The following is a 20,442-nucleotide window of genomic DNA, read 5'->3' on the forward strand; positions in this document are numbered from 1 at the left end:
TCCGTTTTTAGTCTAGGATCAACGCCACACGAAGTTGAACGGAGTCACCATGACAGCAGATAAAGTTGCCCTTGTCATTGCCGGTGGTAGCGGGATGGGCGTACGCCTGCCCTGCTCTTCTATGTAGACTCCATGCGCATACAGCTCCTTTCCGATCTTCATCTTGAGCAACACCCTGACTTCCAACCCAGAGCCGCAAGCAATGTGGATGTACTGGTCCTGGCAGGAGACATCGGCTCATACCAATCCGGCTCAAGGCTGGTCGATGACGACTTCGGCCTCGCGCGGTTTTCACCGCTGAAACCCGGCGCTCCCTGGCCAACGGTCCTTTATGTTCCCGGCAATCATGAATTTGACTCATTGGAGTACGAGGTGGCGTACCGGCGGTTGCAGGATGTGTGTGCCCGCCTGGGGATCACGTGGTTGGAACGGCAGACCGTCACGTTGGGTACGGTTCGGTTTGTTGGCACCACGTTGTGGAGTGACTTCGAAGCACTTGCCCGGATTGAGCCCAATCTCACGAAGCAGATGCGGCAAAGGGATAAGGCCTATCGAGCTGCCAACTTCTACCTGCGCAAGAACACCACCCTCCGTCAAGGCGAGCCGATGCTCGCCCAAACCATTCGGGACCTGTTTCAGGAATGTCAGGAATGGTTGCGTGATGCGCTGGCCACACCCTTTGATGGGACAACCGTCGCTGTGACGCATTTCGCGCCAACGCTGCGAAGCGCCGATCCCCGCTATGGGCTGACGCCAGGAACGGCGGGCTTCTGCAATGACCTGGACGATTTGCTACCCCACGCGCAGGTGTGGATGCACGGTCATCTGCATTGCATCAACGACTATACGGTGCACGGCGTCGCGCAAGGGCAGGATTTTGCATGCAGGATCGTCGCGAACCCACTGGGGTACGACAGCAAAGGCGAGCAAGAAACCTTCCGCGAAGGATTCGTGGTGGAAGTGGCTTCTTGAAGGCCCCTCTTCTTCCAGTACGTAACCCTCGTGTTCCAGCACTTGACTGACCACTTTGAAGGCGCCTAAGCCGCTGGCTGTCGTTCGTCCGATTGTCGAGTGGTAGCTTGCGAATCGCCAACAATCTGTTTGTCAGACAATATGCTTGACGGATTAAAAACTTGAGCACAATAATGCCGCAAAGCGCCGGGCTGGCTGCCGTGCGCCCACACCCACAAAAGCCAGGAGACAAGCATGGAAAAACAATCCAAACAGGTCGTACGCCACGGGCGTCGGGAATTTGTTGCGGGACTGGGCACAGTCGCGCTGGCGGCTTCCCTACCCGCTCGCGTACTCGCCGCCCCGGCGGAGCTCAATGTCGGCGTTATCTTGCCGCTGTCTGGCGCCAATGCGCAATTCGGCATCAATTCGCGCCAGGGGCTGGAATTGGCCGCCGACGAGATCAACGCTGCGGGGGGCATCAAGTCGCTGGGCGGCGCCAAACTCAAGCTGATCATCGCGGACGCCACCTCGCAACCGACGACGGCTGCCACGGTGGCACAACGACTGATTACGCAAAATCGCTGCGTGGCCATCATCGGGGCTTATGCGTCGTCGCTGACGCTCGCTGTCTCTGAGGTGACCGAACGCCGCGGCATCCCCTTGCTTACCATGTCGTTCTCGGACGTGCTGACCGAACGTGGCTTCAAACATATCTTCCAGGTGGTGTCCAAGGGCTCCGTGCTGGGCAAGGCGCAATACAACTACGCGGCCTCGGTCGTGGCGGGCGCATCTGACATCAAGAAGATAGCGCTGCTGTACGAGGATACGGCCTACGGGACCTCGCAGGCCGTGGGTGTGCGCAACGCCGCCAAGGCCGCGGGGGCCCAGATCGTGCTGGATGAAGCTTATCCGCTGGGTATCACCGACGTCACGCCGCTGATCAGCAAGCTACGCGGCTCGGACGCGCAGATCGTATTCCCGATCTCGTATCTGAACGACAGCTTGCTGATTATCCGTGTGATGCGTCAGCAGAAGTTGACCGTACCCGTGGTGGGCGGCGCGGCGGGCTATGTGATTCCCGACTTTGCCAAGGCACTGGGCCAGTATGCCGAAGCCGTGCTGTCAATCGCGCCGGCCAATTACGACCAGGCGCCGGAATATACCGAACGCTACCGCAAACGTTTTGGCACCTTCATGCCGCACGAGGCGCTAGAGCACGCCGTCTGCCTGGGCGTGCTGGCCCAGGCCCTTGAAGTCGCAGCATCGGATAAACCCGAGGCGGTAACCACGGCGCTACGCGCGCAGAAGTACGACCAGGGCTGGTCTAGTGTGATGTCCGGCGGCGGCGTGCATTTCGACGCCAGTGGCCTGAACACTTTGGCTCAGCCCATCATGGTCCAGTGGCAGAACAACGAACTGGTCTCGGTGTGGCCGAAGGCGCTGGCCAAGGGCCCCGTCATCACCGCTAGCTGAGCGTGCCACGCGTGCGATACGGAGGACTGTGATGCAATTCTTGCAGGCACTGGTGGACGGCATTTTGCTGGGCGGAGTTTACGCGGTCATTTCGATCGGGCTGACGCTCGTCTTCGGGGTGATCTCCATTATCAATTTCGCCCAGGCCGAATTCCTGATGGTGGGCATGTTCGTGGCGTACTTCGCTTGGAAATTGCTGGGGCTGGACCCGTTGCTGGGGTCGTTACTGTCGTTCGCCGTGGCCTTCGTGCTTGGGGTGCTGACGCAGAAATTCCTGATCAATCGGGTGCTGAAGGCGCCAGCGGTGGCGCAAATTTTCCTGACGGTGGGGCTGCTCATCGTCATGGAGAACCTGGCGCTGATTCTATTCGGATCGGAGTTCCGCTCGGTGCAAACGCCCTATCAGATGATGGCTTTCCAGGTCGGTCCACTCTTGTTGAGCGCGCCGTATTTACTGGCATTCGTGGTGGCGGCGGTGGCTGGACTGACGCTGTGGTGGGTACTGAAGAAAACCTGGTGGGGCATGGCGGTGCGAGCCACCGCGCAAGACCCGATGGCCGCCCGGCTATCGGGTATCTCGACTCATCGCGTGCACCAACTAGCCTTCGGGCTGGGTGTCGGTCTGACCGCGTTGGGCGGTGGCATCATCTTGCCCTATCTCACCGCATCGACCACCGTCGGTGCGCAATTCAGTGTGTTGATGTTCACGGCAGTGGTGCTGGGCGGACTGGGTAGCGTGATGGGCGCGGTCGTGGGCGGCGTGGCTGTCGGCGTGATCCAGTCGCTGTCCTCGCTGGTGCTGCCCATGCAACTTCAGAACCTGGTCCTATTCGTCATCTTTATTCTTGTCCTGGCAGTGCGCCCGGAAGGTCTCTTGAAAAGGGCAGCATCATGACGTGGGCTCGGCAATCTCTTCCGTGGGTAATACTGCTGATGATCGCCTTGGCCGCGCCTTGGATGCTGGAAGATCAAGGCTATGGCATCCGTGTCCTGACGCTGGTGCTGTTGTTCGCAGCGATGGGCCAGTCCTGGAACATCGTCGGTGGTTTGGCTAATCAGATCTCGCTCGGTCATGCTGCTTTTTTTGGGCTGGGCGCCTATACCTCTACCCTGCTGCTGATGCGCTACGGTATTTCGCCGTGGCTGGGTATCGTGGCCGCGATGGCGGTGGCGGCCGTGGCGGGCGCGCTGCTCAGCCTGCCCACCATGCGACTGCGCGGGCATTACTTCGCCCTTGCCACGCTGGCGTTCGGCGAAGTGCTGCGCGCCATTGCTAACACCTGGGCGTCGGTCACGGGTGGGCCGGTCGGCCTGTCCATCCCGTTCTCGGAAGGCTTTGCACAGATGCAGTTCAAGTCCAGCATCCCGTATTACTACCTGATGCTGGGCGCCGCGCTGGTCACATCGGTCGTGTTCGCGCTGATCAGCCATTCGCGCCTGGGCTACCGGCTACGTGCCGTAAAAGCCAACCCGCAAGCGGCGGAAGTCATCGGCGTGAACACCGCGCAAACGCGCATCCTGGCCGCGGTGATCTCAGCCGCGCTGATGGGCGCCTGCGGCACGCTGTATGCGCAGTTCATCTACTTCTTTGATCCGGACACGGTGTTCTCGCTGGTGGGCATATCGGTGCGCGTGGCGCTGATTTGCATCATTGGCGGCGTGGGTACGGTGGCGGGTCCGTTGATCGGTGCACTGGTCATCATTCTGTTGGAAGAGGCGTTTAACGACTTGCTATCGGGCCATACGGCGGGCGTGTCCCAACTGGCATTTGGCCTGATCCTGATCGCCATCATTCTGATCGAGCCACGTGGCCTGTCGGCACTGTGGACACGGCTGCGCAACCTGACGCGGGGCCAGCATGCCTGACATCCTGACGGTATCGAATATCCAACGCCGTTTCGGCGGCTTGAAGGCCGTAGACAACGTGTCGTTCAGTGTGGCTCGGGGCGACATCCTGGGATTGATCGGTCCCAACGGCGCGGGCAAGACGACGCTGTTCAACCTGCTGGTGGGCCTGTATACCAGCCAAGGCGGAAGCATCGAACTCGAAGGCCGCGACGTCAGAGGGCTGCGGCCCCATCAGATCGCGGCACTGGGCATGACAAAGACCTTCCAGAACGTGGCGCTGTTTCCCGAAATGACCGTACTGGACAACGTGCTGGTCGGCGGCCTGCTGCGCCATAATGTGTCGCGCGCCCGTCAGATCGCCCGCGACAACCTGGATCGCGTCGGCCTGTCCGCCATCGCGGCCAAACCGGCCGGCGAACTATCGTTTCCCGAGCAGGCGCGAGTGGAGTTGGCACGCGCGCTATGTACCGACCCTAAAGTGTTTCTGCTGGACGAAGTGATGGCAGCGCTGAACGAATCCGAAATGGATGCGCTGCTAGACCTGATCCGCGCGCTGCGCGATGAGTCGGACATCACGTTCATCGTAGTGGAGCATCACATGCGTGCCATCATGCGGCTGTGCAATCGCATCCTGGTGCTCTCATTCGGCCAGAAAATCGCCGAAGGCAGCCCCGCCGAAATCGCTGCGAACCCCACGGTGATCGAGGTCTACCTCGGCAAATCGATGGAGCAGGCGGAGGCCACGACATGAGTCTGTTGCAGATTCGGGCGTTGACGGCTTCTTATGACCGCAGCCCGGTACTTCATGACGTATCGCTAGAGGTGCCAGAAGGCGGCTTCGTCACTGTCGTCGGCGCCAACACTGCGGGCAAGAGCACGCTGTTGCGCTGTATATCGGGCCTGCTGGACAAGGTCGACGGCAATATCGTCTTCGATGGCCAGGACATTCTGCGTCTGCCGCCGCACCGGATTCCAGAGCTGGGAATCGCCCACGTGCCAGAAGGCCGCCATGTTTTCCCCGAGATGACCGTTGAGGAGAATCTCACCATTGGCGGATACACCCGCCGTCGGGACGCCGCGGCCCTCAAGCACGGCCTCGATCAGGTCTATGCCCTGTTTCCCCGACTGCTGGAACGCCGCCGGCAGCAAGCGGGCACGCTGTCTGGCGGTGAACAACAAATGGTGGCCTTTGGTCGCGCACTGATGCTCAAGCCCAGGCTGCTGTTGCTGGATGAACCCAGCCACGGCTTGGCGCCCATGGTGGTCGAAGAAATGCACCAGGCCATGATCGACATCCATCGCAGTGGGCTGACGATATTGCTGGTGGAGCAAAATACACGGCTGGCGCTATCGGTAGCCGAACACGCTTATGTGCTGCAGTCTGGTTCGATGGTGCTGTCGGGCCCCAGCGGCGAGTTGCTGGAAGACAGCCGAGTGCGTGCCGCTTACCTGGGATTGTGAACATGATCCGCCGGCGAGATATATTGCGTCTTTACGTTGAACCGGCGGTTTGCACTGGCCAAGCAGAAGCCTGAACGGCTGTTTGAGCCCGCCGCCAAGCTAAGCGAGAAACACCCATCATGCCCAGCCGCACCGGCGCAATCTTCGAGAAACCTTCCACGTTGCGCACTCGCGTCGAGGAGTTCCTGCGCGCGTCCATCATGGACGGCCGTATCAAAGGCGGTGAACGCCTGCGTGAAATTGAACTCTGCGATCAACTGAACATCAGCCGCAGCACGTTGCGCGAGGCGCTGCGCACACTGGAAGCCGAACGGCTGATCTCCATCGAACCACACCGTGGACCGACGGTCGTGCGCATCACGGAGAAAGCGGCGCGCGACCTGTACGCCCTGCGTGCGCTGCTCGAAGGTTTCGCCGCGCATGAATTCGCTCGGCTGGCCAGCGACTCGGACGTCGAACGGCTTCGAAAGGCCGTTCAAGCCCTGAACCGCCAGGCCAAGGGCAGCAATAAATCCGCCCTGCTCGCAGCCAAGCGCGACTTCTACGATGTACTGTTATCGGGCTGCGAAAACGACCTGGTCAAAGATATGTTGCCCGGCCTGCTGTCGCGCATCAACTTGCTGCGCGCCACCTCTTTTGCGCGGCCTGAGCGGCTGCCCGAAAGTATGGCCGAGATCGATCACATCTTCGAACGCATCCTGAATCGGGACCCACAAGGCGCCCAAGCGGCTGCCCAGAGTCACATCGTCAACGCGCAACGCACCGCCCTCGATGTGCTCAGACGCCAACAAGAGGAGACCTCCACAAGTGAACACGATCGTGCAGGAACTGAAAGCCGGCGTGACCCTGGCGCACCAGGATAGCGAATTCAAATCCGCGGCCAGAGGCCTGCCGTGCGCCATTTGGCTGCAGGTTGGCACCGACCCAAACGAGAAAGTCAGTGCGTGGGTCGGCCAACCCGCGGCGCCCTCGCAACGTATCGTCATCATGGCCTCCCCTGACACATGGCGCAAGCTACTGGATCCGAATCCTCCTGTCGGCTACCACTCATTCACTGCGGCACACCGCTATGCGCAAGGCTTGCAGGTCAAGGGCGACGCCTTGTCCATCGCCCAGGCCCTACACGCCCTGGAACGGCTATTTGAGCTCTTGCGCGGGCAAGTCGACGCCGCGCCCGCCTTGCTCGACCGCAGTGCGATTACCGGCCAATACGCCACGTTGGATCTCGGAACGACGCAGGCCTCTCTGTACTACGAGACCAGCGGCCTTGCCGACGGTCCGCCGCTTTTAATGCTGCACACCGCGGGCGCCGATTCCCGCCAGTATCACGCGCTGATGGCGGACCCGGACCTGCGCCGCCGATGGCGCATGATCGCCTTCGACATGCCCGCCCACGGCCGCAGCATGCCATTACCCGGCCAGGCCTGGACCGAAACCGGGCTGACCCGCGACACCTATCTGCAGACTTGCCTCGCAGTCATACACCAAGTGGTGGGCGCGCCCACCGCTCTGCTGGGCTGCTCAATGGGCGCGGCGATGGCGTTGGTCATCGCCACCACCCACCCCGCGGACGTGACCGGTGTCGTAGCACTGGAGGCACCTTTCAAGGCGACCGGCCGACGCACCCCGATGCTGTGCCATCCCCAGGTCAACCAGGCTGCTCACAACCCCGCTTACGTGCGTGGGCTGATGGGTCCGTCGTCCATGCTACAAGCACGCCGCGAGGCGGCCTGGATCTACGCGCAAGGCGGATTCAACGTGTATGCCAATGATCTCTGGTTCTATAGCGAAGACTTCGACGCAGGCAAACACCTGAGCGGCTTGGACACCAGCACGTTCGGCGTGTCGCTGCTGACGGGCGCGTACGACTATTCGGCTAGCCCGGAAGATTCACGTCGCGTCGCCGCGATGATTCCCGGCGCCCGTTTCACTACCATGCCCGATCTGGGCCACTTTCCCATGGTTGAAAATCCGCAACGCCTGATGCACTACTTGAAGCCCGAGCTCGATCTCATTCTCGCTGCCCGGTCGACGGGTTAGAGACGTTGGGTATCGTGGCCCATAGGCGGGACGGCCCTGTCTGACTGTCAGGTCGATCTGCCGAACATTGATGGCTCGCTGTTCAATCCCTCTGGACTACCGCCCGTCGATGACGTCACCGGCCATAGCCGCCGCCGCCCGCGCTCTCCATCACGATCCGGTCGCCCGGTTTCAGAATGCGTTGCTCGGTAGGATCGCTGGGCTCGCCGTTGATCAGCAGTTTTCCTCGCGCGCCGTCCTGCCCTCCATTCAGGCCTGGCGGAGGAAACTTCAGCCGCGTCATCAGAAATGAGGTCGCCACGCTCGAGGCTTCTTGCGTGATCTCGAACTCGAAGGTCAGACCCTCGCCGCCACGCTGACGGCCCGCGCCGCCGCTGCCGCGCCGGATCTCGCGTCGATGCACCAGAATCGGCGCTAGCGCCTCCATCATCTCGACGGGCGTGTTGCCGAGGTTGGCCGGAAAAGACAAGGCCGAAAAACCATTGCGCCTGGCGGTCGCGCCCTGCCCGCCATTAATGAAATTCACCACGTTGAAGGGACGATCGCGATAGCGGCCGAACATGGTCACCGACGAATTGGCTGAGCCGCTGGCCCAGACACGGTCGGGCAGCACTTTGGACAGGGCCATGAAAATGGCGGGCGACAACATATGCCCGATAGCACCCCGGCCCCCCGAGGCCGCCGGATACGTCGGGTTCAGGATCGAGCCCAGTGGCGCGTCTGTGGTGATCGGCAGAAAACCGCCCTCGTTGTTCGGCACATCCGGGCACAGCAAGGCCTTGATCGGATAGGCTGAGTAGGCGAAGGCGTAGATCGGCACCACGTTTACCGCCCGCGGTTGCTGCGGGCTGGAGCCGGCGTAGTCGATAGCGATCGCATCGCCCTTGACGATCAGCTTGCAGCAGATGCGGATGGGCTCCTCGAAGCCATCGTGGTAGACCTCCGATTCGTACACGCCGTCGGGTAGTCCGGAGATAGCCTGACGCATAGCGGCTTCGGAGCGGTGACGAATGGCTGCGCCCAGCGCGTCCAGATCGACCGACTCCAACAGCGGCCCCAAGCGCTCTTCCATCATGCGGCATGCGCTGACCTGCGCCCAGATATCACCCAGGCCTTGCTCCGGTACGCGGATGTTCTGGCGAATCATGTCGACCAGCGTTTCATTGATTCGCCCCGCGTCCAACAGCTTGAGCATCGGGATCTGCAGCCCCTCTTCATAGATTTCCCGGTTGGCATTGCTGCGCAGCCGCCCGCCTATGTCCGGCAGATGTGACACGAGCGCGGCGAACGCGACCAGCTTGCCCCGAAAGAACAACGGCATGACGGTGTTGACATCGTGGATGTGGCCCGTGCCCATCCAGGGGTCGTTGGTGACCAGCACGTCGCCTGGGCGCAGCGTGTCAGCTGGGAATTTTTTCAGGAAGTGCTTCACAGTGGCCGGCAGACTGCCGATGAACGACGGGATGCTCATGGTGGACTGCGCTAGCGAGCGGCCTTGCGCATCCGTCAGCACCACGGCGAAGTCATTGGCGTCGCGCACCAAGGTCGAGAAGCAGGTGCGCACGAATGCCGTGGAGGCTTCGTCGACAATGCTGATCAACCGCCGCCAGAGGATCTCCAGCTCAATGGGGTCAAAACGGCAGGCCACGGACTTGGCGGCGGGGGAAGTGCAAGCTTGCGTCATTCGAATTCCTTGATCGTCACGGAGACCGTCAGGTCGGGCAGTATCTCTACGTCGGCCGCCACGGGCACGACCAGTGTTGACTCGCGCTCTTCCAGCACCAGCGGGCCTTGCAGCCGCGTGCCGGCCGGCAAGCTGTAGCGCTCGTAGACATTGACCGGGCCAAAGGCACGCTTGAGCGGCAGATAAATGTCGCGCTGGCTCGCTGCGGTGACCGCCTTTTCGCGGGATTCGCCCCAGTTGAAACCGTGCGCCTCGCTCACGGACCTACCGGTCAACCGCCAGGTCAACACCTGAGGACGCGCGCCCGGCACCAGATGGCCGTAGAGTTCGCGGTAGCGAGCCTCGAAAGCGTCCAGCATCAGGGATTGTGCGTCGGTCCCGAAAACCTGCATCGGTACGGAAACAGGCACGTTCTCGCCCTGGCCGTCGTACCGCATCTCGGCGCCGATCACCCATTCCAGCGCCGTCTGCGACGCACCCGCCGCGTCCAGTTCGGCCTGGGCCTCGGTGCGCAGCGCGGCGAAACGCGCGTTCACCTCGTTCCATTGCACTTCGTCCAGCAGCGCCGGCTGCGACCAGGAACGGTCGGCGCGCGCTGGCGCGGCCAGCATGCCCAGGCAGGAACCAGCACCCGCGGCGATGGACGTCAGCAGACGAGGGATACGCAGCTTTCGTGCCACTTCCGCCGCGTGCACGGGTCCGGCGCCGCCGGTCGCAACAAACGTGAAGTCGCGTGGGTCATGGCCTTTTTCCGCGATGTGAATACGCGCCGCGCTGGCCATGTTCTCGTTGACCATGTCGTGAATGCCCCAGGCCACATCCAGCGCGGCCATGCCCAGTTGGTCAGCCAGGCGTTGCAGGCCGGCCATGGCGGCCTCCTTTTGCAAGCGCATCTCGCCGCCCAGGAAATTGTCGGGATTCAGGTAACCCAGCACCAGATCCGCGTCCGTTACTGTCACCTCGGTGCCGCCCGTGCCATAGCAGGCCGGCCCCGGCACGGACCCGGCAGACTCCGGGCCGATATTCAGCAGCCCCAAGCGGCTGACATGGGCGATGGAACCGCCACCTGCGCCGATCTCGATCAGGTCGATGCTGGGAATCAGAATGGGCAACCCCGAGCCGCGCTTGAATCGGTGCACGCGAGCGCACTCGAAGCTGTAAGCCACCGGCGGCTCGCCATCTGCCACCACACAGGCTTTCGCGGTGGTGCCGCCCATGTCGAAGGCCAGCACGCGCGTCAGGCCTTGGGCCCGCGCGGTGTTAAGCGCCGACAGCACGCCGGCGGCCGGACCCGACTCCAGTAGGAAGATCGGCGTATGCGCAGCGGCCGACGCGGAGGTGAAGCCGCCGCTCGACACCATGACGCGCAAGGGAATGTCCGCGCCCAGCGACGCGATGCGCGACTCCAACTGACGCAGATAGTCGGCCACGATGGGCTTGACGTAGGCGTTGGCCGCCACGGTGGAGGTGCGTTCGAACTCCTTGACCTCGCGCGCCAGATCCGCGGACAGCGATATCTCCACGCCCGGCAACGCTTCGCCCAGGTAGGCGCTCACAGCGCGCTCGTGCGCATCGTTGACGTAGGAGTGCAGCAACGACACCGCGACGGAGCGCACACCAAGCGCGCGCAAGGCGTCGGCCACACCGGCCAGCGCGTCCGCCTCCAGTGGCGTGAGCACCTGGCCGCTAGCGCCCAGACGCTCGCGCAGCTCCACGCGGTCTTTCGCCGCGATCAACGGCTGCGGCAACGCCAGTTCCAGGTCGTATAGGTCGTAGCGCCATTCACGACCGATGTCGAGTACGTCGCGCATGCCCTCGGTCGTCACCAAGGCCGTGTGCACGCCCTTGCGTTCGATCAGCGTGTTGGTGACCAACGTGGTGCCGTGCACCACTTCGTCCAGCCCCAAGGCGCCCTGGCCGCTTTCGCGCACCTGGCGCAGCAGGTCCTCGGCAACGGTGGAGACCGCACGGCCCGGATCGTCGGGCGTGGTCAGCGCCTTGCCGACCCAGATGCGGCCGTCGGCCTGGCGCGTAGCCACGCCATCGGTGAACGTGCCGCCAATATCGACCGCGATGCGCAGCCCCGAGGATGGCTGTGTTTCAGAGGTGTTTTTCAAGATCCCGCTCGCTTTTTCTGGGTGATGAGGATGTAGAAAATGATAGAAAAGTCTATTAACCACTACAAATGAAACATTCCGGTTGATTCATTCGTAGCACCAATATATTCTTGGCGCTGCGCGGTCGCTGCCGGAGCTCACGCCATGTCCACCATCATTACGTTGCGTCACTTGCGCAGCTTTGTCGCTGTTGCCGATACCGAGTCATTCACTCGCGCCGCCGAGCGCCTATTCCTGACGCAATCGTCGCTAAGCGCAACCATTCGCCAGCTTGAAGAAGACGTGGGCGTCAAGCTCTTCGAGCGCACGACGCGTAGCGTGAGCCTGACGCCCACCGCGCGCCATTTGCACCAGCAGGCCGCGGCGCTGCTGCTGCAGTTCGATGCCATCGTGAGCGATCTGAAGGCCGTGGCACTGCAACAGCATGGTCACCTGCGCATTGCCGCCGCGCCGTCCATCGTGGCCTGGCTGCTGATCCCCGCATTGCCGCGCTTTCAGGCAAACTACCCCAACGTCACGCTGTCGGTACGCGAGGCGGGATCGGCCGAGATCGAACGGCGCGTGCGCGACGGCGAGGTCGATTTCGCCATCACGAGCCGTCTGGCCGATTACGCCGAGCTGACCTACACCCCGCTCTTGAAAGACCGCTATGGCGTGGTATGCAGCAAGGACCATCCGCTGGCTGCGCTCCGAGGACCGCTGCACTGGTCGCAGGTGTCCGCGCATCGGGACGACCTGGTCGGTCTGGCCTCCGACACGCTGGTTGGCAGCATGCACCGGCGCACGTTGCAGGAATACCAACTGACGCAATACCGCGAAGAGGTGTCCAGTTCCGCCACCCTGCATCCCATGTTGCAACTGGGCCAGCGCCTGTGCGTCCTACCCACGCTCACCGCCAAGACGCATCAGTTGGAAACGCTGCCCTTTCAGCCCCTGGCCGAACCCGTGCTGTACCGCGAGCTGTGTCTGGTGACACGCAGTCTGCGTTCCATGTCGCGTACCGCGCAGGCCCTATTGCAGGCGCTGCTTGACACCCTGCATGCCGCGTCGCTGCCGCAAGGTGTGGAATTGGTCGAGCCGCTCGCCTGACACGACGCGATCAGGCCGTTGCCACACTCAACGCACGGATATCCTCGCGACGGTTGAGCCACCACGCGTAGTCCGCGGGCAGCAGGTCCAGGTACTTGTCCAACCCCAATTCACGCCCAGCCCGCACGGGCCAGTTCGGTTCCACCATGAGTTCGCGCGCCAAGGCGATCAGATCGGCCTGACCGTCCTGCAAGATGCGTTCGGCTTGCGCCGGCTCGGTGATGAGGCCCACCGCACAGGCGGCCACGCCGGCTTCCTTGCGCACCCGCTCTGCATATGGCACCTGGTAACCGGGCACGCGCGGCACCACGGCCATGTTCAACGGCCCGTTGATGCCACCGGACGAACAGGTCACAACGTCGACGCCTCGTTCGCCCAGGGCGCGAGCCAGCACCACTGTGTCATCCATATTCCACACACCGCCATCGCCGTCGACCGCCGACACGCGGAAGAACACGGGTTTGTCTTGCGGCCAAACGTCGCGGATGGCCTCGGTAATTTCCAGCGCGAGCCGCATGCGCCCATTCAGGTCGCCGCCCCAGGCATCCGTGCGCAAGTTGGCCAACGGTGACAGGAATTGATGGATCAAGTAGCCGTGCGCGCCGTGAATCTCGCAGACGTCAAAACCGGCGTCCAGGCTACGCAAAGCCGCGGTGCGCCAAGTCTGGATCATGACGCGGATCTGCGACTCGTCCAGCGCCACGGGCGTCAGGGCGCCCGGCTTGGCTGCCAGTTCACTGGCTGAAACCCCGCGCCACGGGGGCCGGCCTTCCAGGGCGTCGGCCTCGGTCAGCGGCTTGAAGTTGGTCCAGGGCGGGCCGCACGATGCCTTGCGGCCGGAATGACCCAATTGGATGCCAGCAGCCGCGCCGCTCGCATGAATAAAATCGGTGATGCGACGATACGCGGCAACGTGTGCATGAGTGTAGATACCCGCGCAGCCGTAGGTTTTGCGTCCGCTGGCTTGCACCGCTGTTTCCTCACCGAACACCAGACCGGCCCCGCCCAGGGCGAATTTGCCCAGGTGCACCAGGTGCCAGTCGCTGGGCGCACCATCCTGTGACGCATACTGGCACATGGGCGAAACCACAATCCGGTTGCGCAAGCGCAATCCGCGCAATGTCGTTGGCGACAGCAGCAAGGGTTTTTCACCCCCCTCGTCGCTCATGGCAACTTGATGTTGCGCTGCTCGATCAGTGTGCCCCATTTTTTTGTCTCCGCGTCTGCATAAGCCTTGTAAGTATCGGGTGTACCACCGCTCAGTTCGTAACCCATGGCACCCAGTTTCTCCACGACTGCGGGATCCTGCAGTGCGGCATTGAGCACCTGGTTCAGGCGGTCAACCGTCGACTTGGGTGTACCGGCCGGCGCGAACAAGCCAAACGTGGTCAGGGAATCGAAGCCCGTCACACCGGCCTCGGCCAGCGTAGGGACATCGGGCAGCGACGGCGCGCGCGCCGTGCCACTGGTTCCCAGCGCTTTCAGCTTACCGCCTCGGATCAGGGGCTCGGCCACGCTGATATCCACAAAGCCCACTTGCGTCTGGGCACCCAGAATGGCCTGCACCGCGGGCGCACCGCCCCGGTACGGCACGTGCAGCATGTTGATGCCGGTGATCGACATCAGCAGTTCGGTGGCTAGGTGGCTGGATCCACCCACGCCGGAAGACGCGTAGGTGATCTCGCCAGGCTTTTGCTTAGCGCGGGTCAGCAACTGCGCCATCGTATCGACTCCCAGGGCGGGGGCAGCGCACAGCACCTGCTGGTTCCCGCCGATCATCCCGATCGGGACGAAGTCGGTGTCCACGTTGTAGGTCAGATTGCTATAGAAATGGGGGGCGATAGCGAATGTGCTGTTGGTGCCCAGCAGCAGCGTATAGCCGTCGGGATCGGCACGGGCCACCTGTGCATAGCCGATGGTGCCGGTGGCGCCGGGCTTGTTCTCCACCACGATGGACGTGCCCAGTCGACGCCCCATGCTCTCGGCCAGGATTCGGCCCAATATATCGGTGGATCCACCTACCGACCAAGGGATCACCATCCGGATGGGGCGTGTGGGATAAGCGTCCGCGGCCTTGGCTGGGACGGTACTCACCGCGCCCAGCGTACAGGCGACAGCGACGAGAAATCGGCGAAAAGTCGGATGCATGTAACCGCCATCAAGTGCGTGAACGAACGACGAAGGGACAATGCCCCGCCACTATGTGTCGTTACTATGACGGTCAGCCAAAAGATCCAACAAATGAAAAATCCTAATGATTTGATTTGCGCCCGCTAATAATCGAGCCGTGTACTACGCCAGTGCTTCATGATGGGGCGGAAAAAGCGCGGGTTTGATCTCATTTCGGGCGACAACGCGACATCATGCACCAACGGGTGGCACGCTTGCACACATGTCTTATTTGCCAGGCAACAATCGATTCAGCCCCAACCGTTGCCAAGCCCCTGTCGAAATGACAAATGGCCTTCCCGCTGCCGCCTGATCCGTTGGCGTATTAACGGCCGTGATATGAGGGCCGGCGCTTCTGGAGAAACGCCGTCACGCCTTCGTGAAAATCCTCGGTCGCCGCGCACGCCTCGAACGCCGCGCGCTCGGCATCCAGCTGCGTCGCCAGATCGCGCGTCTCGGCGGCCCGGAGCAGGCTTTTTATGCGACCGAACGACGCGGTCGGACCATCGGCCAGACGCCGTATCAATTGATCGGTTTCAGCGTCCAGATCGGCAGCCGGCACCACACGGTTAACCACAGATAAACGCAAGGCTTCGGTTGCGTCAAGCGACTCCGACAGCAACGCGATCTCCATGGCTTTACGCAAACCGACAACGCGAGGCAAATGCCACGACCCCGATGCGTCGGGGCTAGCGCCTAGCTTGGCGTACGCCATATTGAAGGTACTATCGTCGGCGGCAATGGCTAAATCGGCGGCCAGCATCATGCTCAGGCCGGCGCCCGCGACCGCTCCGCGCACGCTCGCCACCACGGGTACAGGCAGCGCCGTCATGATCAGGAGCCCTGCGTGCAGCGGCTCGATAATCCGCGCGGCTGTGGCGGCACCCTGGCTTAGCTCCGCCACGTCGCCACCGGCCATGAAGGCCCTGCCCTGGCCGCACAGCAACACGGCCCTGACTTCGGGTGTTGCCGCAATCGTCGTGACCGCATCCAGAAATGCCCGTGCCATATCGATGTTGACGGCGTTAAGCGCGTCGGGCCGATTAAAGCGGATGCACGCCACAGCTTGGGCGATGCTCAATTGCAAGGGGGATGTGGAATCAGGTTGTGTCATAAGGCTATATTCCAAGGTGTTGCGCCAGCCCCGGCAAGGCGGCGCGCAGCATCTGCTCGATGACTTCGTCGGCGCTCAGTCGGCCGCCGGGTTGATACCAACGCACGGTAAAGTTCATGCCGCCCAGAACGTGCTTGCGAATAATGGCCGCATCGCCCTGCACCAGTCCGCAGGTTACGGCATCGTCAATGGCGCGATGCCACAGCTTCTCGTAGGCCGTGCTCAGTTCCTGGACCTGCGCGCGCCCCTGGGGCGACAGGCTGCGCCATTCGTAGATCATGGCATGCATGGCATCGCCACCTACGCCGCTGATCAGACTGGCCATATGCAATCGGAAGAGCCGCTCCAGGCGCTTGGCCGGCTGTTCATGGCGCGCCATAATTTCCTGCCCTTCATCGATGACCGACTGAATGCCATTAGCCATGACCGCCACCAGAATGTCTTCTTTGGTGCGGAAATAATGAAACAGGCTACCTGATTGCAAACCCACGGCGTCGGCCAGTTCGCGCACTGTGGTACGTTCATAGCCGTTGTGCCGAAACAATCGCGCGGCGGTCAGGATCACCGCTTCGCGACGGCCGTCGCCGGCGGTGGAGATAGACGAATGCGAAGACGTTGCAGGCTTCACGTGTACAGCGCCTCTATCTGTTCGGCATAGCTCTTGTAAATACTGGCGCGCCGCACTTTCATGGTTGCCGTCACCTCGCCATCATCGTGGTCGAGCTCTTTGGTCAATACATGAAAGCGCCGGATATGCGAGACGTCGGCCAATTGCCGGTTGGCCATAGCGACCTCTCGTTCTATCAGTTCGCGCACAGACGCATGCTCGGCCAGAGAACGGAAATGGGTGAAGGCAATGCCTTGGGATTCCGCCCACTTGGCAACGGTGTCGAATTCGATCTGTATCAGTGCCGAGACGTACTTACGCCCATCGCCGATCACGATGCATTCCTTGACGTAAGGGCTGGCCTTGACCTTGTTTTCGATTTCTGAGGGCGTCAGGTTTTTACCGCCCGCGGTGATCATGATGTCTTTCAGTCTATCGACGATGCGCAACATGCCGCCCTCCTCGGCTATAACGTCGCCCGTCTTGAGCCATCCTCCGTCAAGGACTCCCTCTGTCTGTTCCGGCGCCTTGTAGTAGCCCTCGAACACCATATCGCCGCGCACCCAAAGCTCGTCGTGCTCGCCCTGGCGATACTCGACGCCCAGTATGGGTTCACCCACCGTGCCAGAAAGAATACGGTCGGGATGCTGGCCCAATATCATCCCGGTACTCTCGGTCAGACCGTATACCTCGACCAACGGCAAGCCCATGGTACGAAAATAATGCACGATGGTGGTCGAGATAGGCGCAGCGCCGGTCAAGGCAATCTTGGCACGCCGCAATCCAATGAAATTCAACAACGCGCGCAGTACCAACCAATACCAAAACAGATAGGTGAGTTTCTCGCCAAGTGTGCGCTGTGACGCTGACTTGAGGGCAAAAGGCGTGCAGGCACGCATGGCGCGATGGTACAGGGCTTGCGCCCAGGGGCGTGCTTCCTGCATTTTTATCGTGATGGCGGCGTGCAGCTTTTCCCATATGCGTGGCACGCCCAGGAACAACGTGGGGCCCACCTCGCGCAGGTCTTCCTGCACTGTGCGGATGGACTCGCCAAAATTGACCATCGCGCCAGAATAAATGGGCACGAACGTCGTCAACATTTGCTCAGCGACGTGACAGAGCGGCAAGTACGAAAGATGGGAATCGCTGGCGTCCAGACCTAGCCTTTCCATGATGCCCGGCGCCACGGCACGCATATTGCGATAGGAAATCATCGCCCCTTTGGGCTTGCCCGTTGAGCCGGACGTGTAGATCATGAGGCCGACATCACTGAGACGCTGAACGGCAAGCACCTCTCCGACGACATCTGGTTCGCTGGCATGCCGCTCGGTACCTAGTCGCTCTAACTCCTCGAATGTATGGATGAGTTGACGCACTTGGTCCGTATAACTGCTCAGGCCCTTGGTTTCCATCACGACAATGCTACGCAGGCGCGGCAACGCATCGCGTACCTCCAGCACCTTTTCGAGCTGCTCCTGGTCTTCGCACACGACCAGCTCGATATCGGCGTGGTTCATCACATAGCCGATTTCGGCCGAGGGGCTCGTGGGATACAAACCCACGGTCACTGCGCCAACCACACCGGCCCCCATCTGGCTCAACACCCATTCAATGCGGTTCTCGGACAGCACTCCCACGTGGCCGCCTGGCGAAACACCCAGCGCGCGCAGCCCCATGCCTACGTGACACGCCCTTTGCCAGTAATCACGCCAGCAATAAGGTCGCCAAATGCCGAAATCCTTTTGTCGAATGGCGATGCGGTCGGGCATCCTGGACGCCTGCTCGCGCAGCATCTGCGGTAGCGTCAGTTCCGGTAGCTCTGGCGTATAAGCGCGCATATTCATGCTCTTCAAGAAAGCCAGCGCTTTCTGCGCTTGTAGTGCTTGATGTCACGAAAGCTGCGCGCCTCGCCGCTGCCTCCCACGCCCAGATAGAACTCCCGTACATCTGGGTCCTGAGACAATTTTTCCGCCGTGCCGTCTATCATCACCTTGCCCGTCTCCATGATGTAGCCGTAGTGTGCAATGGCCAGCGCGACCGATGCATTCTGCTCCACCAGCAGCATGGCCGTATCCTGCTCGCGGTTGATGCGTGCGATGATCGTGAAAATGTTTTCAACCAGCATGGGAGAAAGCCCCAGCGACGGCTCATCCAACAACATCAGCCTGGGGCGCGCCAGTAATGCCCTGCCGATCGCCAGCATCTGTTGCTCTCCGCCTGACAGATAGCCCGCCAATCCCTTGCGTCGCTCATGCAGCCGGGGGAAATAATCATAGACCAGGTCGAAATCGGCGCGTGTCGCACGACGGTGTGACAACGCATAGGTTGCCGCCACCAGGTTTTCCTCCACCGTCAGGTCCTCGAATACCCGACGGCCTTCCATGACGTGGCTCATGCCGCTGCGCACCAGTACTTGGGGTGCCATCTGAGCGATATCCTGCCCGTTGAACGCAATCTGACCCTTGACCAGCTCGCCGTTTTCCAGCGACAACAGACGCGAGATAGCCTTGAGCGTCGTCGACTTGCCCGCGCCGTTGCTGCCCAGCAGGGCAACAACCTGTCCGGACGGCACCGATAGTGACAAGCCGCGCAATACCTGGACGACCTTGTTATAGACCACCTCGATATTGTTGATATCGAGAACAGGCTGGCCGACCGGTGCTTGTTCCATTGCGTTGAACATGGCTATCGCTTAATCCAGCACAATCCAGTCGGACGCCGGCACCATCTTGCGCTGGCTATAGTCCGCCCGGTAAATGCGGCCCACCGGTACCGAATTGCCCTTGATACTGATAGGTACCCCGATAATGCCGCCGGTATCGAAATCCTGTATGGATTGCAGCCCTGCTTTCATGTTGACCGCAGTCAGTTCCTTGCCGTTGGCCAGCGTGCGTTTAACCGCCTCGGTCAGCAGCATGGCAGCCAGGAAGCCCTGGGTATACGCCGTACTCTGGTATTCGGGGCGCATTTCGCGGATTTTCTTCATCATGGGCGCCTCGCCTTCTTCGTCATAGTAATAACGGAAAGGCATGACGCCCATGAAACCATCGGCGTTCTCGCCCATTTTCATGATGGTGGAGTTGTCCATGGTCCAGAAAGTCCCCATATAACGGGTTTTCAGACCCATTTGGCGACCCTGTCCGACGAACTCCGGGATAGGCGCCAGCACATAACCATGGAATATCGTGAAGTCGGGGTTGGCGCGGCGCAACTTGAGGACTTCTGTGGACACGTCTACGCTGCCCGGCGGCGTCATGATTTCGGTGGCGACAGTCAAGCCCAGGCGCTTGGCCTCCTCACGCGATTCATCAATGGGATCGCGTCCGAACTCGGTATCGGAATAGACAAAAGCGACCTTCGCACCCGGTTTTTCCTTGGCGATGTGGCGCAATAGGATGCCGAACATTTCCGTGTAATCGGGCCCTACCAGGAACTGGGCGGGAAATTTCTCGGGGTCATTGATCTCGGTGGCGAACGAGGCGCCCGTCATGAGGATGTTGCCCAGTCGATTGAGTTCGGGATTGATGGTCTTTGAAAAACCGGTGGAGTCCCCGTAGTACAGATTGACCTTGTTCTGACTGGTAATTTTCTTGAACGCGGCGACCGAGACATCCACTTTGTAGCCAGTGTCTTCGGGTACATAACGTACCTGGCGTCCATCGATGCCGCCTGCTTCGTTCAGAATCTTCACATAATCGCCCATACCCGCATGGATGCCGACGCCGGCAAAGGCAAAAACCCCGCTCATCGGGATCGAGCCACCAATCACGATGTCATCCTTCTGCTGCGCAATCGCCCCGCCGGCAACGGCCAACCCGGCCGCCAGCGACAAGGGAAGAACCAGCCGCCGGACTAGGCTGGACAAAAAGAACGTACGTTTCATGGT

At 61.4% G+C, this 20,442-nt stretch carries 18 protein-coding genes; 9 read left to right on the top strand and 9 right to left on the bottom strand.

Going from position 1 to position 20,442, the window contains the following annotated elements:
* The first annotated feature begins 132 nt into the window (after positions 1 to 132).
* The 8 genes from ACYVDM_RS13090 to ACYVDM_RS13125 all read left to right on the top strand — a co-directional run bounded on the left by ACYVDM_RS13090 (position 133) and on the right by ACYVDM_RS13125 (position 7,776).
* Positions 133 to 972: a metallophosphoesterase gene (locus tag ACYVDM_RS13090; RefSeq protein WP_415785119.1), complete on the top strand. Its 840-nt coding sequence runs from the start codon at positions 133 to 135 to the stop codon at positions 970 to 972.
* Positions 973 to 1,206: 234 nt separating this feature from the next.
* Entirely contained in the window at positions 1,207 to 2,427 is a 1,221-nt protein-coding gene (locus ACYVDM_RS13095) for an ABC transporter substrate-binding protein (protein WP_415785117.1), read from the top strand.
* A 31-nt stretch (positions 2,428 to 2,458) separates the two neighbouring features.
* The gene (locus ACYVDM_RS13100; RefSeq protein ID WP_415785115.1) at positions 2,459 to 3,322 is read left to right on the top strand and encodes a branched-chain amino acid ABC transporter permease; all 864 of its coding nucleotides are present in this window, start codon (positions 2,459 to 2,461) and stop codon (positions 3,320 to 3,322) included.
* On the top strand, positions 3,319 to 4,293 hold the full coding sequence (locus ACYVDM_RS13105) for a branched-chain amino acid ABC transporter permease (RefSeq protein ID WP_415785113.1): 975 nt from the start codon (positions 3,319 to 3,321) through the stop codon (positions 4,291 to 4,293). Before ACYVDM_RS13100 ends, ACYVDM_RS13105 begins: the two co-directional genes overlap by 4 nt.
* Entirely contained in the window at positions 4,286 to 5,026 is a 741-nt protein-coding gene (locus ACYVDM_RS13110; protein ID WP_415785111.1) for an ABC transporter ATP-binding protein, read from the top strand. The genes ACYVDM_RS13105 and ACYVDM_RS13110 overlap by 8 nt, the downstream gene beginning before the upstream one ends.
* The gene (locus ACYVDM_RS13115; RefSeq protein WP_415785109.1) at positions 5,023 to 5,736 is read left to right on the top strand and encodes an ABC transporter ATP-binding protein; all 714 of its coding nucleotides are present in this window, start codon (positions 5,023 to 5,025) and stop codon (positions 5,734 to 5,736) included. Before ACYVDM_RS13110 ends, ACYVDM_RS13115 begins: the two co-directional genes overlap by 4 nt.
* Before the next feature lie 119 nt (positions 5,737 to 5,855).
* Positions 5,856 to 6,599, top strand: a complete 744-nt coding sequence (locus ACYVDM_RS13120) for a GntR family transcriptional regulator (RefSeq protein ID WP_415785107.1) — start codon at positions 5,856 to 5,858, stop codon at positions 6,597 to 6,599.
* Positions 6,544 to 7,776 carry an alpha/beta fold hydrolase gene (locus tag ACYVDM_RS13125; protein ID WP_415785105.1) on the top strand — a complete coding sequence of 411 codons (1,233 nt, stop codon included), beginning with the start codon at positions 6,544 to 6,546 and terminating at the stop codon, positions 7,774 to 7,776. The genes ACYVDM_RS13120 and ACYVDM_RS13125 overlap by 56 nt, the downstream gene beginning before the upstream one ends.
* Positions 7,777 to 7,891: 115 nt before the next feature.
* On the opposite strand, the gene ACYVDM_RS13130 is transcribed toward ACYVDM_RS13125, so the two are convergent.
* Together ACYVDM_RS13130 and ACYVDM_RS13135 are read right to left on the bottom strand one after the other, a co-directional pair.
* Positions 7,892 to 9,460 (bottom strand): hydantoinase B/oxoprolinase family protein, encoded by a 1,569-nt coding sequence (locus ACYVDM_RS13130; RefSeq protein WP_415785103.1) that lies wholly within the window; start codon positions 9,458 to 9,460, stop codon positions 7,892 to 7,894.
* The gene (locus tag ACYVDM_RS13135; RefSeq protein WP_415785101.1) at positions 9,457 to 11,577 is read right to left on the bottom strand and encodes a hydantoinase/oxoprolinase family protein; all 2,121 of its coding nucleotides are present in this window, start codon (positions 11,575 to 11,577) and stop codon (positions 9,457 to 9,459) included. Before ACYVDM_RS13135 ends, ACYVDM_RS13130 begins: the two co-directional genes overlap by 4 nt.
* Positions 11,578 to 11,721: 144 nt before the next feature.
* Between ACYVDM_RS13135 and ACYVDM_RS13140 the strand changes: the two genes are divergently transcribed.
* Positions 11,722 to 12,666, top strand: coding sequence for a LysR family transcriptional regulator (locus tag ACYVDM_RS13140; RefSeq protein ID WP_415785099.1), 945 nt, complete (start codon positions 11,722 to 11,724; stop codon positions 12,664 to 12,666).
* 10 nt (positions 12,667 to 12,676) lie between these two features.
* Here the strand turns inward: ACYVDM_RS13140 and ACYVDM_RS13145 are convergent, their stop codons facing one another.
* The 7 genes from ACYVDM_RS13145 to ACYVDM_RS13175 all read right to left on the bottom strand — a co-directional run bounded on the left by ACYVDM_RS13145 (position 12,677) and on the right by ACYVDM_RS13175 (position 20,439).
* On the bottom strand, positions 12,677 to 13,873 hold the full coding sequence (locus ACYVDM_RS13145; RefSeq protein ID WP_415785097.1) for an NADH:flavin oxidoreductase/NADH oxidase: 1,197 nt from the start codon (positions 13,871 to 13,873) through the stop codon (positions 12,677 to 12,679).
* Positions 13,831 to 14,814, bottom strand: a complete 984-nt coding sequence (locus ACYVDM_RS13150) for a Bug family tripartite tricarboxylate transporter substrate binding protein (RefSeq protein ID WP_415785095.1) — start codon at positions 14,812 to 14,814, stop codon at positions 13,831 to 13,833. Before ACYVDM_RS13150 ends, ACYVDM_RS13145 begins: the two co-directional genes overlap by 43 nt.
* A gap of 346 nt (positions 14,815 to 15,160) precedes the next feature.
* Positions 15,161 to 15,949, bottom strand: a complete 789-nt coding sequence (locus ACYVDM_RS13155; RefSeq protein ID WP_415785093.1) for an enoyl-CoA hydratase-related protein — start codon at positions 15,947 to 15,949, stop codon at positions 15,161 to 15,163.
* 4 nt (positions 15,950 to 15,953) lie between these two features.
* Complete coding sequence (locus ACYVDM_RS13160; RefSeq protein WP_415785091.1) at positions 15,954 to 16,577, bottom strand: TetR/AcrR family transcriptional regulator; 624 nt, start codon at positions 16,575 to 16,577, stop codon at positions 15,954 to 15,956.
* A complete protein-coding gene (locus ACYVDM_RS13165; RefSeq protein WP_460475398.1) occupies positions 16,574 to 18,394 on the bottom strand; it encodes an AMP-dependent synthetase/ligase in 1,821 nt (606 codons plus the stop codon). Before ACYVDM_RS13165 ends, ACYVDM_RS13160 begins: the two co-directional genes overlap by 4 nt.
* 11 nt (positions 18,395 to 18,405) lie before the next feature.
* Positions 18,406 to 19,239, bottom strand: a complete 834-nt coding sequence (locus ACYVDM_RS13170) for an ABC transporter ATP-binding protein (RefSeq protein ID WP_415785087.1) — start codon at positions 19,237 to 19,239, stop codon at positions 18,406 to 18,408.
* A gap of 9 nt (positions 19,240 to 19,248) precedes the next feature.
* The gene (locus ACYVDM_RS13175) at positions 19,249 to 20,439 is read right to left on the bottom strand and encodes an ABC transporter substrate-binding protein (RefSeq protein ID WP_415785085.1); all 1,191 of its coding nucleotides are present in this window, start codon (positions 20,437 to 20,439) and stop codon (positions 19,249 to 19,251) included.
* Between the last annotated feature and the right edge of the window lie 3 nt (positions 20,440 to 20,442).

This window comes from Bordetella tumulicola (genome assembly GCF_054779135.1).